We start from the raw sequence: 15,477 nt of genomic DNA on the forward strand, positions 1-15,477 counted from the left end.
GCCGTCCGGCTCAGGTGTTACCCGACGGTGAGCGTCACCTTGCCGGTCACGCCGCCCGCCGTGACGGTGATGTCCGCCGTGCCGGGCCGGTTCGCGGTCACCTCACCGGTGACGGCGTCCACCGAGGCGACCCTCGGGTCGCTGCTGGACCACACGTGCGAGACCGGGTCGGCGATCGGCACCGTCGGCGGGGTGAAGTTGTCCCCGGCGATCTGCGTACCGGTCGCGGTCAGCGTCTCGTGCCCGCCCACTGTGAGGCCCGGCTGCGGCGCGGTCACCCCGATCGAGGTGAAGACGCCCTCCACCGAGAACTGGATGTCCCCGCTCGGGCTGACGTGGAACAGGCCGAAGTGCTCGAAGCCGCCCTTGTCGGAGGTGGCGTACGCGGGCATGCCCAGGTCGGCCACGGTGAACTGGGGCACCCCGCCGGCCTTCGCCGGCACGTTGTTCCCCTGCGGGTCGAGGATCTGCTCGGCGAAGCCGCGCGCGTGCCCGTAGAGCATGATGACGTGCTTGTCCGGGTGCGACGCCTGGTACTTCTGGACGATGCGCAGGTACATCTGCGCCTCCCACCGGTCGCCGAACTGGCTGTTGGCCGCCGGGTGCGGGTCGTAGGCGGGCATGTGGGTGACCACGAAGACCGCCTTGGACTGCGCGTTGGTGAGCTGGTCCACCAGCCACGGGTACTGCGACCGGGCCGGCACCTGGTAGGCGTCGGAGGACAGCAGGCCGCCGTGCGCGTTGTCGGTGACGATCACGTCGGCGGCACCAGCCGTGTAGGAATAGTGCGTGTCGCCGAAGGCGGCGGCAAAGTTGCCGTTCTCCGGCAGCGCCCCCTGGCTGATCTCGTGGTTGCCGACCACGTCGTGGTAGGGCACGCCGAACTCCGAGATCTTCTGCTTCGCGTACGCCAGGTCAGCGGGTGCTCCGTCGTCGGGCATGTCACCGAGCATCTGCACCTGGTCGGGCCGGGCCTGCGCCGGCAGCGACGGAATCCGCGCCTTGGCGGCGTCCAGCACCTTGCTGGAGGCGGAGCCGGGGTCCGAGGCGACCATGTGCGCGTCGTCGCCGAGCAGCATGGTGTCGCCCTGGGACGAGAAGTTCGCCGCGTTCTCCTCGTAGGACAGCCAGGACGGGTTCTGCGGCACGGCGGTGTAGGTCGGCGCGACCACCGGCCGCGGCGAGTACAGCGCCTCCAGGCCGCCCACCTTGACCGTACCGGCGTAGGTGGAGGTCGTGTTGAGCGCCAGGAAGTCCACGAAGCCGATGTGCAGCGGGAAGCTGAGCCCCGGCGGAATGTCCGCGGCCACGAGCTGCCAGCCGTTGAAGGTGACGTACGTCGGGTACAGCGTGGTCGTGGTGCCGGCGATGTCCACGTAGGACTCCGCGAACCACAGTCCCTTGGCGTCGCCCTTGACCCAGATGCCGATCCGGGCCGGGTCGACGCCCTCCGCGTCGGGGCCGACCGTGAGCGTGTTCTTCGGCGACAGCACCAGTTGCCGGACGCCGGAGCCCGCCGGCATCGTGTAGGTCAGCGCCATGGAGCCCGGGGCGGTGGAGCCGGGCGGTACGTCGCCGGGGGAGTTGGCGAGCGTGGCGGGCTGACCGGTGGTGTTGCGCAGGCTCCAGTCGGCCACGTCGTCCATCGGGTCTACGGTGCTCGCCACTTCGCCGACCGCGATCGTGGAGGTGGCGCCGGCCCCGCCGACGGTGGCCGTGACCTTCTCCAGGCCGCCGTTGTCGCTGTCGGCGGTGAACAGGCCGTGCGCGTCGACCGAGCCGAGGCTCGGGTCGCTGACCGACCACTGCGCGGCTTCGGCCGGCACCTGCGCGGCGGTCCCGGAGGCGCCGTCCGCGGTGCCCTTCAGGGTCAGCTGCTGGGTGTGCCCGTTGGGCAGGTCGGGGGCGTCCGGCGAGACGGACAGCGAGGTCAGCTTCTTGGCGACCTCCAGCGGCTGGCTGGTGGTGGCGCCTGCGCTGGTCGCGGTGATCGTGCCCTCGCCGGTGCCGGTCACGGTGAGCTCGCCGTTGGACCAGGTGGCCAGCGAACTGGGCTGGACCTGGACGTCAACGGTGCTGTCGGACGGGTTCTGCAGGGCGTCGGTGGCGTACACCGGCACCGCGATCGTCGCGCCGGGCACGGTGGTGACCGGCGTGCCGTCGTTGATCACGACGTTGGTCGCCTCGGTGGGCGCCGGCGCCGTGCTGTAGACGAAGATGCCGTTGGCGACCGGGCGCTCGGCCCCGTCGGACGGGGTGTTCATGACCGAGACGTGCGCGTCACCGGGCTTGCGGGCGACCATCTCGGTGGAGCCGCCGGTGTCGAACAGGATCGCGTTGTACGCGCCCTGCTTCATCATCCACTGGGCGAACTCCGGTCGGGTCAGGCCCTCCGCGACGCCCTCGGTGAGCCGGCCGTCGAAGGTCGCGATGATGACGTGCTTGCCGTCCTTGGAGACGCCGAGGCCCGTCACCGGGTAGTCCACGTTGTTCTCGCCGCCGGCCTGGAGCGGTACGGACATCTTGCCGTCCTGCACCAGGAGGGCGCCGCCGGAGATCGCGGTCCGCACGCCGTCGTCGGGGGAGAGCTTCTCGGAGACGGCCAGCGTGTCACCGACGTGCACATTGGTGTTCAGCCAGGTCGCCGACGCCTTCGCGCCGACCAGCGCCTCGGTGCCGTCGGGCAGGGCGCCCAGCGACTTCACGCCGGTGGCGACCGAGTCGACCACGAAGCCGCCTGTGCCGACCTTGCCGGTGACCACCGTGGAGGACGGGATGGTGCCGCCGGCGCCGAGGTCCGGGGTGACCCGCACCAGGCTGTTGGACGACAGGTCGTCCAGCGTGTTCACCGACTTGATCGCGTGGCTCGCCGAGCCGTCCGTGACGGTGCCGGCGTAGGTCTCGGTGCCGATGCCGACCGTGCCGTCCTGGCGGACCCACATGTCGGAGGTCCAGCCGGAGTTGGGGCTCTTGATCAGCTTGCCGTCGGTGACGACCATGCCGGAGGGCCGGTTGGTCGAGTTGATCGCGAAGAAGTCGCCGTTGACACCGGCGACCGCGCCGGTCCGGTCCGCCATCGAGCTGATGGCCTCGGCCGGCGGGTCGGTCAGCTTGTCGTGCGCCTCCACGGTGCCGAGGCGGACGTTGGAGTTCGTCAGATCGGCGTGCAGCACTTGGGCGTGCTGCCGGCCGGCCACGGTGTCGTAGGTCTCGCTGTGCTCGGTGACCCCGGAGGTGATCGGGATCGACGGCGTCCTGGACTGGTCGACGACCGTCGGCCACAGGTCCGGGGTCGTCGGCAGCCAGCTCTGGGTGGCGGAGGGCTGGTCGCCGGTGTCCGCGTGGGCCAGGACGGGTCCGCCGAACATCGTGCCGGCGGCCGCGGCCGTCAGCACGCCGATGCCGAGGCTGCGCCAGCCCCGGCGGGTTGTTCTGTTGTACGCCGGGCGCGCTGCGGCTCCGGCTCTGCTCTTTCGCATGCTCCTGCCTCTGCAGTCGTTTTGTGTCGCCACGCGGTGCGTGGCGACGCCCACTGCAGCCAAACAGGGCCGGGTCGACGGTACGTGGTGACTACAACGAAGTAGTCGAGGCGGGCAGATGAACAGGTACGACTGCGCGACCGGCGGTGACGGAACCGTCAGAAGACGGATTCCGCCTCCTGCATCCGGTCCTCCGGGACGGTCTTGAGGTGGGTGATCGCGTCGGCCAGTGGGACCATGGTGACGCGCGTGCCGTGCAGGGCGGTCATGTGGCCGAAGACGCCCTTGTGGGCCGCCTCCACCGCGTGCCAGCCGAAGCGGCCGGCCAGCACGCGGTCGTACGCGGTGGGGACGCCGCCGCGCTGCACGTGGCCGAGGATCACCGGGCGGGCCTCCTTGCCGAGCCGGGCCTCCAGCTCGCGGGCGAGGGTGGCGCCGATCCCGGTGAACCGCTCGTGACCGAACTTGTCGATCTCGCCGACGCCGTATTCCATCGTGCCCTTGGCCGGGTGCGCGCCCTCGGCCACGCAGATCACCGCGAACCGCTTGCCCCGGTTGAACCGCTCCTCGATCATCGACACCAGGTCGGCCGGGTCGAAGGGCCGCTCGGGCACGCAGATGCCGTGGGCGCCGCCGGCCATGCCGGCCTCCAGCGCGATCCAGCCGGCATGCCGGCCCATCACCTCGACCACCATCACCCGCTGGTGCGACTCGGCGGTGGTCTTCAGCCGGTCGATCGCCTCGGTCGCCACGGTGACGGCGGTGTCGAAGCCGAAGGTGCGGTCGGTGCCGTTGATGTCATTGTCGATGGTCTTGGGCACGCCCACCACCGGCATCCCGGCGTCGGACAGCATCCGGGCGGCGGTCAGCGTGCCCTCGCCGCCGATCGGGATGAGCACGTCCAGGCCGTACTCGGCGCGCAGTTCGCCCGCGTTGTCGGCCGCCTCGCGCAGCCGGGCCCGCTCCAGCCGGGCCGAGCCGAGGATGGTGCCGCCGCGGGCCAGGATGCCGCTGACCGAGTCCAGGTCCAGCGACCGGTAGCGGCCCTCCAGCAGGCCGCGGAACCCGTCCTCGAAGCCGATGACCTCGTCGCCGTGGGCGGCCAGCGCCCGGTGCGTGACGGACCGGATGACGGCGTTCAGGCCGGGGCAGTCACCGCCCGCGGTGAGGACTCCGATACGCATCAGAAATCGCTCTCCACTATTCCCGGGCCCGGTCGGGGGGCCCGACATCCCTCCACGGTCAGGCAGCCGGCGGGCACACGGCCCGCGTGCCCGGACTCCGCGCGGCCCGGCCCGGTGGCCGGTGCTCCGCGGTCCCGCGCACTCACGGCGACCTCGGCACCAGAGTGCACTCCGTGATCCGCCCGGCGAGATAATCGTCCACATTGCGGACGGTGGTGGCGATGATCTCGTCGACCGCTTCCTCGGTGAAATACGCCTGGTGCGAGGTGACCAGCACATTCGGGTACGTCATCAGCCGCGCCAGGGTCTCGTCCGTCATCACCTCCAGCGACCGGTCGGGGAAGAAGATCCCGGTCTCCTCCTCGTACACGTCCAGGCCCACCCCGGACAGCCGGCCCTCGCGCAGGGCGCCGTCCAGCGCGGCGGAGTCGATCAGCGCGCCTCGGCTGGTGTTGACCAGGATCGCGCCGTCCTTCATCCCGGCCAGCCGGCGCGCGCCCAGCAGGTGGTGGGTGGAGGGCATCAGCGGCACGTGCAGGCTCACCAGGTCCGCCTCGCGCAGCAGCCGGTCCAGCTCCACGTACTCCATGCCGAGTTCCGCGCACTCGGCGTTCGGCGTGATGTCCCAGCCCAGCAGGCGCATCCCGAAGCCCTGGGCGATGCGCGCGAAGGCGGTGCCGATCCGGCCGGTGCCGATCACCCCGGCGGTGCGGCCGCGGAAGTCCCGGCCGAGCAGGCCGTCCAGCCGGAAGTCGAAGTCGCGGGTGCGGCCGGCGGCCCGTACGATCCGCCGGTTCAGCGCCGTGGCCAGCGTCCAGGCGAACTCGGCCACGGCGTACGGCGAGTAGCCGGTCACCCGGGCCACGGTCAGGCCGAGCCGCTCCGCGTGGTCCAGGTCGATGTTGCCGAAGCCGGTCGAGCGCTGGGTGACGAAGCGGGTGCCGCCGCGTACCAGCCCCTCCAGGACCGGGGCGTCCAGCACCGCCTCGGCGCTGGTGCACACCGCCTCGTAGCCGGCCGCCAGCGGCAGGGTGTCGGCGTTCAGCGGGGTCTCCAGGGAGCGTACGTCGTGCCGCCCGGCGAAGGCCGCGGCGAGCCGCGGGCGCTCGTCGCGCTGCACTCCGGTCGCCAGGATCTCCACCGCACCGCCCTCCTCATCGCCGCACGCTTCTCTCCTTTCGCTCACCCTATTCTCCGCGCCCTGCACCGCGCTGCGGCTCGCCGGGAGTGCCCCGCAGGGGCGCGGGGATCATGCGCGCTGCGGTTCGCCGGGAAAACCAAGGGGCGCGGGGTCCCCCAGACTCCGTCCGGGGGTGCCCCCAGCGCGACAAGCCCTCCCCCAGAGCCTTCGGCCTGGGAGGTACCCCCACCGTGGCGCGGGTCGCCACCGGTCCGAAGGGGCAATTGCTGTCGTGTCCGGACCTCCCCCAGAGCCTTCGGCCTGGGAGGTGCCCCCAGCCGTCAGTGGTTGCTCGCGCAGTTCCCCGCGCCCCTGACTACTCCCGGCGAACCGCCCGCGCGGTGGGGAGCCCCGAGGAGCAGCGCCCGGCGGCGCGGGTTAGCGTCGGACGTGCGTGTGCCCGCACTCCGCGTGAGGCGGCGGGCGGCACGCCGAACCGCACTGAATCAGAAACGATCAGCAGGGAGCACAGGGGTGACGCGCAGCGTCTATGTCACGGGGGTCGCCCGCGGCGACGGCCGCCAAGTGGTGGAGCTGGGGGTGATGGAGCTGCTGACCCGGCAGGTGGACCGGGTCGGGGTCTACCGCCCGCTGGTGCACGACACCCCCGACCGCATGGTCGAGCTGCTGCGGTCCCGCTACCGGCTCGTCCAGGACCCGGCCACGGTCTACGGCATGGGGTACGAGGAGGCCGCCGCGCTCCAGGCCGAGCAGGGCCAGGAGGCGCTGACCGCGCGGCTGGTCGAGGGCTACCTGCGGGTGGCGCGGGACTACGAGACCGTGCTGATCCTCGGCTCGGACTTCGCCGGTACCAACCTGCCGGCCGAGCTCGGGGTGAACGCCCGGCTGGCCAACGAGTGCGGCGCCTCGGTCGTGGCGGTGATCGGCGGCCGGGACCAGAGCGCGGAGTCGGTGGTCGCCGAGGTCCGCAACGCCCACCACGCGTACACCAACCTGGGCTGCGACGTGATCGCCATGGTCGCCAACCGGGTGGGCCAGGGGGTGGCGGCGGAGGCGGCCGGAGCGCTGCGCGCCACCCTGGACGTACCGGTGTACGTGCTGCCCGAGGAGCCCACGCTGTCCGCGCCGACGGTTTCGCAGATCGTGGACACGCTCGGCGCGCGGGTCCTGCTCGGCGACGAGGCCGGGCTGGCCCGGGACGCGCTGGACTTCGTGATCGGCGGCGCGATGCTGCCCACCTTCCTGCCGGCCCTGACACCGGGATGCGTGGTGGTGACGCCGGGCGACCGGGCGGACCTGATCGTGGGCGCCATGGCGGCGCACTCGGCCGGCGCCCCGCCGATCGCCGGTGTGCTGCTCACCCTGGACGAGAAGCCGCCGCCGCACGTGCTGGCGCTGGCCGCGCGGCTGGCCCCGGGCACCCCGGTGCTGGCGGTGCCCACCCTGACCTTCCCGACCGCCACCGAGCTGTTCACCCTGGACGGCAAGCTGGGCGCGGGCACCCCGCGCAAGGCCGAGACCGCGCTCGGGGTGTTCGAGACCCATGTGGACACCGCCGAGCTGACCGGGCGGCTGTCGGTGGCCCGCTCCGAGCGGGTCACCCCGATGATGTTCGAGCACGCCCTGATCGAGCGGGCCCGCGCCGACCGGCGGCGGATCGTGCTGCCGGAAGGCACCGAGGAACGCATCCTGCGGGCCGCCGAGGTGCTGCTGCGCCGCGGGGTGTGCGACCTGACCCTGCTCGGCGAGCCGGACGCGATCCGCAAGAAGGCCGGCGACCTGGGCATCTCGCTGGACCACGAGTCGGTGCAGATGATCGACCCGCAGACCTCGCCGCTGCGTGAGCGGTTCGCCGAGCGGTACGCGCGGCTGCGCGCGCACCGGGGCGTCAGCTACGAGCTGGCGTACGACGTGGTGGCCGACGTGTCGTACTTCGGCACGCTGATGGTGGAGCAGGGCCTGGCCGACGGCATGGTGTCGGGCGCGGTGCACTCCACGGCGGCGACCATCCGCCCGGCCTTCGAGATCATCAAGACCCGGCCGGGGGCGGCCATCGTCTCCTCGGTGTTCTTCATGTGCCTGGCCGACAAGGTGCTGGTGTACGGGGACTGCGCGGTCAACCCGGACCCGGACGCCGAGCAGCTCGCCGACATCGCCGTGCAGGCGGCCGGCACCGCGGCCCGCTTCGGGGTGGAGCCGCGGGTGGCGATGCTGTCGTACTCCACCGGCACCTCCGGCACCGGAGCGGACGTGGACAAGGTGCGGGCGGCCACCGGCCTGGTCCGCGAGAGGCGGCCGGACCTGATGGTCGAAGGGCCGATCCAGTACGACGCGGCGGTCTCGCCGTCGGTCGCGGCCACCAAGCTGCCCGATTCGGAGGTGGCCGGCCGGGCGACCGTGCTGGTCTTCCCGGACCTGAACACGGGCAACAACACGTACAAGGCGGTGCAGCGCTCGGCGGGCGCGGTGGCGGTCGGCCCGGTGCTCCAGGGGCTGCGCAAGCCGGTCAACGACCTGTCGCGCGGGGCGCTGGTGCAGGACATCGTGAACACCGTCGCGATCACCGCGATCCAGGCGCAGGGCGGGGACGGCGACCGGCCGGACGCGGGCGGCGACGGGCAGGAACGGACAGAGGGGGGCGCGGCATGAGCGGCGCATCGTGGGTTCTGGTGCTCAACTCCGGCTCGTCGTCGGTGAAGTACCAGTTGCTGGACATGGCCACCGAGCGGCGGCTTGCGGCCGGGATCGTGGAGCGGATCGGCGAGGAGGGGGGCGCCGGGGACCACGCCGAGGCGCTGCGCCGGGCCGCGACCGACCTCAAGGAGCGCGGCTTCGGCCTGGACTCGCCGGAACTGGCCGCGGTGGGCCACCGGGTGGTGCACGGCGGCACCCGGTTCACCCGGCCCACCCTGGTCACCGACGAGGTGCTGGCCGGCATCGAGGACCTGGTGCCGCTGGCACCGCTGCACAACCCGGCGAACGTCACCGGCATCAAGGTCGCCCGCGAGCTGCGCCCGGACCTGCCGCAGGTGGCGGTCTTCGACACCGCCTTCCACGCCACCATCCCGGAGGCGGCGGCGCGCTACGCGATCGACACGGAAGTGGCCGACCGGTTCGGCATCCGCCGCTACGGTTTCCACGGCACCTCGCACGCGTACGTCTCGCGGGCCACCGCGGCCCTGCTCGGCCGCGAGCCGGCGGACGTCAACGTGATCGTGCTGCACCTGGGCAACGGAGCCTCGGCGTCGGCGGTCCGGGGCGGGGTGTGCGTGGACACCTCGATGGGGCTGACCCCGTTGGAGGGTCTGGTGATGGGCACCCGTTCGGGTGATGTCGACCCGGCGGTCATCTTCCATCTGGAACGGGTTGGTGGTATGGGCACCGACGAAATCGACACACTGCTCAACAAGAGGTCGGGCCTGCTGGGCCTGTGCGGCGCCAACGACATGCGGGAGATCGGCCGCCGCATGGGCGAGGGCGACGCGGCGGCGCAGACCGCCTTCGAGGTGTACGTGCACCGGCTGCGCCGGTACGTGGGCGCCTTCACGGCGGTGCTCGGCCGGGTGGACGCGGTGGCGTTCACCGCGGGCGTCGGGGAGAACTCGGCGGCCGTACGGGCGGCGGCGATGGCCGACCTGGAGGGGCTGGGCATGGTGGTCGACCCGGTGCGCAACGCGGTGCGCTCCTCGGCCGCCCGGCTGGTCTCGCCGGACGGATCGCGGGTGGCGGTCGCGGTGGTGCCGACCGACGAGGAACTGGAGATCGCCCGGGACACGTACGCACTGGCCCGCTGATCAGCGGGCCGGCCGGGGCCCGCGCCCGCCCGGTGGACACCGGGCGACGGCGTGTGCGGCCCGGGCCCCCTGGAATATTCCGGAGCGGAACAAACCGATAGGATAGCGCCCATGCGCCGAGCCAAGATCGTCTGTACCCTGGGTCCCGCCGTCGACTCGTATGACCAGCTCAAGACGCTGGTCGAAGCCGGCATGAATGTGGCCCGCCTGAATTTCAGCCACGGCAGCCACACCGAGCACGAGGACCGCTACAACCGCGTGCGCAAGGTCGCGGCCGAGACGGGCAAGGCGGTCGGCGTGCTGGCCGACCTCCAGGGGCCCAAGATCCGCCTCGGCAAGTTCGCCGACGGGCCGGTGGAGCTGGTGGCCGGCGACGAGTTCACCATCACCACCGAGGACGTGCCCGGTGACCGCACGATGTGCGGGACGACGTACAAGGGCCTGCCCGCCGACGTGTCGGCCGGCGACCCGGTGCTGATCAACGACGGCAACGTGGCGCTGCGGGTCATCGAGGTGGACGGCCAGCGGGTGCGCTGCCTGGTGGTCGAGGGCGGCGTGATCTCCGACCACAAGGGCATCAACCTGCCCGGCGCGGCGGTCAACGTGCCGGCGCTGTCCGAGAAGGACATCGAGGACCTGCGGTTCGCGCTGCGGATGGGCGTGGACATGGTGGCGCTGTCCTTCGTGCGCGACGCCAAGGACGTGCGCGACGTGCACCGGGTGATGGACGAGGAGGGCCGCCGGGTCCCCGTCATCGCCAAGGTGGAGAAGCCGCAGGCGGTACGCAACATGCAGGACGTCGTCATGGCGTTCGACGCGGTGATGGTGGCCCGCGGCGACCTGGCGGTGGAGTACCCGCTGGAGCAGGTGCCGGTGGTGCAGAAGCGGCTGATCGAGCTGTGCCGGCGCAACGCCAAGCCGGTGATCGTGGCGACCCAGATGATGGAGTCCATGATCACCAACTCCCGGCCGACCCGCGCCGAGGCCTCCGACGTGGCCAACGCGATCCTGGACGGCGCCGACGCGGTGATGCTCTCCGCGGAGTCCTCCGTCGGCAAGTACCCGGTGGAGACGGTCAAGACGATGGCCCGGATCGTCGAGGCGGCCGAGGAGGAGCTGCTGCGGCGCGGGCTGCAGCCGCTGTCGGAGGAGAAGAAGCCGCGCACCCAGGGCGGCGCGGTGGCCCGTGCGGCCGCCGAGCTCGGCGACTTCCTCGACGCGCGCACCCTGGTGGCCTTCACCAAGTCCGGTGACACCGCCCGCCGGCTGGCCCGCTACCGGGTGCCCGCCCCCATCCTGGCCTTCACCACCGACCCGGCCACCCGCAACCAGCTCGCCCTCACCTGGGGCGTCGAGTCCTTCGTGGTCGAGCACGTGGACACCACCGACGCCATGGTCGCCCTCGTCGACCGCGAGATGCTGCGCCGCACCGAGTACGGCCGGGGCGACACCGTCATCATCACCGCCGGCTCCCCGCCCGGCGTCCCCGGCACCACCAACCTCGTCCGCGTCCACCACCTGGGCGACATGACCGCCTGACCCGCACAACCCCGCGCGGCCCGTACCCCTGCCAGGAAATCCCGGGGGTGCGGGCCGCGCGCATGCCCGCCGAGCTCTCCGCCCGCCCTACGCCAGCGGCTTCAGCCACACCGTCGACAGGGGCGGGAGGGTGAGGGTGATGCTGTGGGGGCGGCCGTGCCAGGGGACGGGTTCGGGCTTGAGGAGGGGCTCGGGGGCCGCGCCGGAGCCGCCGTAGCGGGGGGCGTCGGTGTTGAGGACGGGGGTCCACTGGGTGTCGGGCGTGCCCAGGCGGTAGTCGTGCCGGACCACCGGGGCGAAGTTGCTGACGCACAGCAGGGGTTCACCGGTGGCGGGCAGGCGCAGGAAGGAGAAGGTGTTGTCCTCGATCGCGCCGCCGTCGATCCATTCGAAGCCGGCCGGATCGGTGTCGAGCTGCCAGAGGGCGGGCGTGGCGGTGTAGACGGCGTTGAGATCGCGGACCAGTTCGCGTACCCCGCGGTGGTCCCCGGCCGCCGAGTACGTCTCGTCCAGCAGCCACCAGTCCGGGCCGTGGTCGTGCGACCACTCCGCGCCCTGCGCGAACTCCTGGCCCATGAACAGCAGTTGCTTGCCCGGGTGCGCCCACATGAAGCCCAGGTACGCCCGCTGGTTCGCGCGCTGCTGCCACCAGTCGCCCGGCATCTTGTTGACCAGCGACCGCTTGCCGTGCACCACCTCGTCGTGCGAGATCGGCAGCACGTAGTTCTCGCTGTACGCGTACACCATCGAGAACGTCATCTCGTTGTGGTGGTACTTGCGGTGCACCGGCTCGTGCCCCATGTACTCCAGCGAGTCGTGCATCCAGCCCATGTTCCACTTCAGGCCGAAGCCGAGGCCGCCGAAGCCGGTCGGGCCCACCAGGTGGGTGGGGCGGGTCACGCCGTCCCAGGCGGTGGACTCCTCGGCGATGGTGACCGCGCCCGGGCAGCGGCGGTAGACGGTGGCGTTCATCTCCTGGAGGAAGGCCACCGCGTCCAGGTTCTCCCGGCCGCCGTGCGCGTTGGGCGTCCACTGGCCCGGCTCGCGCGAGTAGTCCAGATACAGCATCGAGGCGACCGCGTCGACCCGAAGGCCGTCCACGTGGAACTCCTCGCACCAGTAGACGGCGTTGGCCACCAGGAAGTTGCGCACCTCGCTGCGGCCGAAGTCGAACTCCAGCGTCCCCCAGTCCGGGTGCTCGGCCATCCGCGGGTCCTGGTGCTCGTACAGCGCCTGCCCGTCGAACTTCGCCAGCGCCCAGTCGTCCTTGGGGAAGTGGGCCGGCACCCAGTCCATGATCACCCCGATCCCGGCCAGGTGCAGCGCGTCCACCAGGAAGCGGAAGTCGTCCGGCGTGCCAAGCCGCGAGGTCGGCGCGTAGTACGAGGTCACCTGGTAGCCCCACGACCCGCCGAAGGGGTGCTCGGCCACCGGCATCAGCTCCACATGGGTGAAGCCCAGCTCCTTCACGTACGCGGGCAGCTGCTCGGCGAGCTGCCGGTACGTGAGCCCGGGCCGCCACGACGGCAGGTGCACCTCGTACACGGAGAACGGCGCGCGATGCACGGGGACGTCCGCGCGGTGCGCCATCCACTCCCGGTCGCGCCACTCGTACGCGGACTCGGTCACGATCGACGCGGTCTTCGGCGGCACCTCGGTGGCCCGCGCCATCGGGTCGGCCCTGAGCTTGTGGCCGCCGTCCCGGGCGACGATCTCGTACTTGTACGCCGTGCCCGCGCCGACCCCCGGCACGAACAGCTCCCACACGCCCGTCCCCCCGAGTGAGCGCATCGGATACGCGGTGCCGTCCCAGAACGTGAAGTCCGCGGCCAGCCGCACCCCTTGCGCGTTCGGCGCCCACACCGCGAACCGGGTCCCGGTCACCCCCTCGTGCTCCATCACCCGCGAACCCAGCGCCCGCCACAGCTCCTCGTGCCGGCCCTCGCCGATCAAATGCAGGTCCAGCTCCCCGAGCGCCGGCAGGAACCGGTACGGGTCGTCTGCGACGTGCTCCCCGTCCTCGTACGTCACCGCCACTTTGTATGCGGGGATCCGCTCCAACGGCACCAGCGCGGAGAAGAGGCCGTCCCCCTCCGCCGCGAGCTCCACCCGTCGGGCTGCGCCCGCACCCCCCTCGATCAGTACGGCTGCCGCGTGCGCGTAGGGCTTCAGCACGCGGAACCGCACTCCGCCCGCGTCATGATGCGCCCCGAGCAATCCGTGCGGGTCGTGATGTGTGCCGTGCAGCAGGCGCCACCGGTCGCCTTCGGCGAGGCTGTTGGGGGCGGTTCCCTTCGGGGATTCCTTGCGGGTGCTTGCCGCTGACGCCGCGTCCGCCCTCGGCGCCGTACCCGAAGCTTTCGGGCGCACAGTTTCTTCGCTGTAGCCGCGCGCGGCGGCCTCGGGCGTGCGGCCGGACGAACGGTCAGGTGTGCGCGAGCTCACGGCGGGTTCTCTCCTCGACGTTGCGTTTACGGGGTGCGGTCACAAACAGGGGCGCGGGGAACTGCGCGACCAGCCCAATTCCGTGGCGCGGGTCGCCACCGGCCCGAAGGGGCAGTTGCTGTCGCATCCGGACCTCCCCCAGAGCCTTCGGCCTGGGGGCACCCCCAGCCGGTGGGTGGTTGCTCGCGCAGTTCCCCGCGCCCCTGCGGGGCGCTCCCGGCGAACCGCCCGCCGCCAGGCGGGGCCCGGGTACTCCCGGCGAACCCTCATCGCGACGGCACCGCCGTGGCCAGGCGCGCGAGCGCCGACAAAGGGATAGGAAGCCAGGCAGGCCGGTGCCTGGCTTCATAGCGGGCCTCGTACACCGCCTTGTCCGTCTCGAAGGCCCGTATGAGGACGGGCTGTTCCCGCGGATCGGCCCCGGAGACCTCGGCGTAGCCGAGACAGAAGGCGTCGCGGTGCCGGGCGGCCCACGCCCCGTTGCCGCTGTGGTGGGCGGCGTAGTCGAAGGACCGCAGCATGCCGGCGACGTCCTGGACCGGGGGAGCCGGGCGGCGGCGCTCGGCGAGGGGGCGGGCCGGTTCGCCCTCGAAGTCGATGAGGACCCACTCCCGGTCGGGGCCGCGCAGGGCCTGCCCGAGGTGGAGGTCGCCGTGGATGCGCTGGGCGGTGACCGTGCCACGGGCACCCGTGCTCGCGCCGAGTTTGGCCAGGTCGTCGTAGGCGGCGCGCAGGGCGGCGGCGTAGGGGCGGACCGCCGGGACCTCGGCCGCGGTCTCCTCCAGGCGGTGGGTCATGCCGGCGGCGAGACGTTCCAGCGCCTCGCCGCCGAGTTCCTGGACGGGCAGCGCGGCGGCCAGGGAGGCGTGCACCTCGGCGGTGGCGCGGCCGAGCGCGGCGGCCTCGGCGCGGAAGTCGCCGTCCTCGGCCACGGAGGCGAGGGCGAGTGCCCAGCCGTCGGTGGAGCCGGGCAGGAAGCGTTGCAGTACGCCCAGCGTCATCGGCTCGCCGTCACCGGCCGGGTCGGCGGAGTCCGCCTCGAACCAGGCCACCGGCTCGGCGACCCGCCGTGAGCCGGCCCGGGCCAGGGCGAGCGACAGTTCCAGGTCGGGGTTGGCGCCCGGCGAGACCCGGCGGAACAGCTTGAGGATGAACGCGTCGCCGTACACCACCGAGGTGTTGGACTGCTCGGCGGTGGACACCCGCGGGGTCAGCCCCGGCGGGAACTGGGCGTGCGGCTCGGTGGTGAAGCGCAGCCGCCCGATCCGGCCCGGCATCCGCAGCCGTTCCAGCAGCAGCGCGGCCAGCCGGGGGTCGTGCGGGGCGTCGTAGAGGGTCAGGCCGTCGTAGGGGCCGCCGACCGCGGGGCCGAGGGCGGCGCGCACCAGTGCCGAGGGCAGCAGCGGATGGGCGCCGAGCAGCAGTTGGTAGCGGTCGGCGGGGCGGCCGGGCTGGGTCACGTCGATGAGCACGTGCAGCAGGCCGAGCGGGCCGAGCCGGCCACCGGGCGGCACCAGTTCCGTGGCGGAGGTCAGGCGGAACTCGCCCACCGGCAGGCCCTTCCCGGCGAACCAGCGCTGCCGTGGCAGCCAGGCCCGCAGCAACGGGTCGAGCGAGCTCATCAGGCCCGGCACCAGGGCGCGTCCGGTGGCGGGCGGGACACGGGTCCAGGAGCTGTCCGACATGGCGTCCTTTCCCCGGGGGAGTCGCGCACCCGGCCGCGCGTGCGAACGGCAGGGGGCGCCAGCCTCCCGGATGACGGGTTCGGGCTGTCCGACGACACGGGGGAGCCTGCCCCGGGCGGGTGACAGGAAACCGCCGTACGGTGGGGTGCGCGGCCGGTACGGGCCGGCGGTCCCCGGGGGTGCGGGGGACACGGCCACGAAGTGCTGCGG

The 15,477-nt window shown here is 72.4% G+C and carries 8 protein-coding genes; 3 read left to right on the forward strand and 5 right to left on the reverse strand.

The window, feature by feature from the left end:
- Positions 1 to 17: 17 nt before the first annotated feature.
- The 3 genes from ITX44_RS04165 to ITX44_RS04175 form a co-directional block, all read right to left on the reverse strand.
- Positions 18 to 3,479, reverse strand: coding sequence for a phosphodiester glycosidase family protein (locus ITX44_RS04165; protein ID WP_205355604.1), 3,462 nt, complete (start codon positions 3,477 to 3,479; stop codon positions 18 to 20).
- A gap of 158 nt (positions 3,480 to 3,637) precedes the next feature.
- Entirely contained in the window at positions 3,638 to 4,663 is a 1,026-nt protein-coding gene (locus tag ITX44_RS04170; RefSeq protein ID WP_205355605.1) for an ATP-dependent 6-phosphofructokinase, read from the reverse strand.
- A gap of 142 nt (positions 4,664 to 4,805) precedes the next feature.
- A complete protein-coding gene (locus ITX44_RS04175) occupies positions 4,806 to 5,804 on the reverse strand; it encodes a 2-hydroxyacid dehydrogenase (protein WP_205355867.1) in 999 nt (332 codons plus the stop codon).
- Between the two features lie 513 nt (positions 5,805 to 6,317).
- Between ITX44_RS04175 and pta the strand changes: the two genes are divergently transcribed.
- The 3 genes from pta to pyk all read left to right on the forward strand — a co-directional run bounded on the left by pta (position 6,318) and on the right by pyk (position 11,137).
- The gene (gene pta / locus ITX44_RS04180) at positions 6,318 to 8,453 is read left to right on the forward strand and encodes a phosphate acetyltransferase (protein WP_205355606.1); all 2,136 of its coding nucleotides are present in this window, start codon (positions 6,318 to 6,320) and stop codon (positions 8,451 to 8,453) included.
- A complete protein-coding gene (locus ITX44_RS04185; RefSeq protein ID WP_205355607.1) occupies positions 8,450 to 9,598 on the forward strand; it encodes an acetate kinase in 1,149 nt (382 codons plus the stop codon). Before pta ends, ITX44_RS04185 begins: the two co-directional genes overlap by 4 nt.
- Before the next feature lie 111 nt (positions 9,599 to 9,709).
- Entirely contained in the window at positions 9,710 to 11,137 is a 1,428-nt protein-coding gene (gene pyk, locus ITX44_RS04190; protein ID WP_205355608.1) for a pyruvate kinase, read from the forward strand.
- An 87-nt stretch (positions 11,138 to 11,224) separates the two neighbouring features.
- Here pyk and glgB read toward each other — a convergent pair whose 3' ends face one another.
- Together glgB and ITX44_RS04200 are read right to left on the reverse strand one after the other, a co-directional pair.
- Entirely contained in the window at positions 11,225 to 13,582 is a 2,358-nt protein-coding gene (gene glgB, locus ITX44_RS04195) for a 1,4-alpha-glucan branching enzyme (protein ID WP_205355609.1), read from the reverse strand.
- Positions 13,583 to 13,848: 266 nt separating this feature from the next.
- Positions 13,849 to 15,267 carry a maltokinase N-terminal cap-like domain-containing protein gene (locus ITX44_RS04200; protein ID WP_205355610.1) on the reverse strand — a complete coding sequence of 473 codons (1,419 nt, stop codon included), beginning with the start codon at positions 15,265 to 15,267 and terminating at the stop codon, positions 13,849 to 13,851.
- Positions 15,268 to 15,477 lie beyond the last annotated feature (210 nt).

It is taken from the genome of Actinacidiphila acididurans (assembly GCF_016918855.1).
In the GTDB taxonomy this organism is placed as follows: Bacteria; Actinomycetota; Actinomycetes; order Streptomycetales; family Streptomycetaceae; genus Actinacidiphila; species Actinacidiphila acididurans.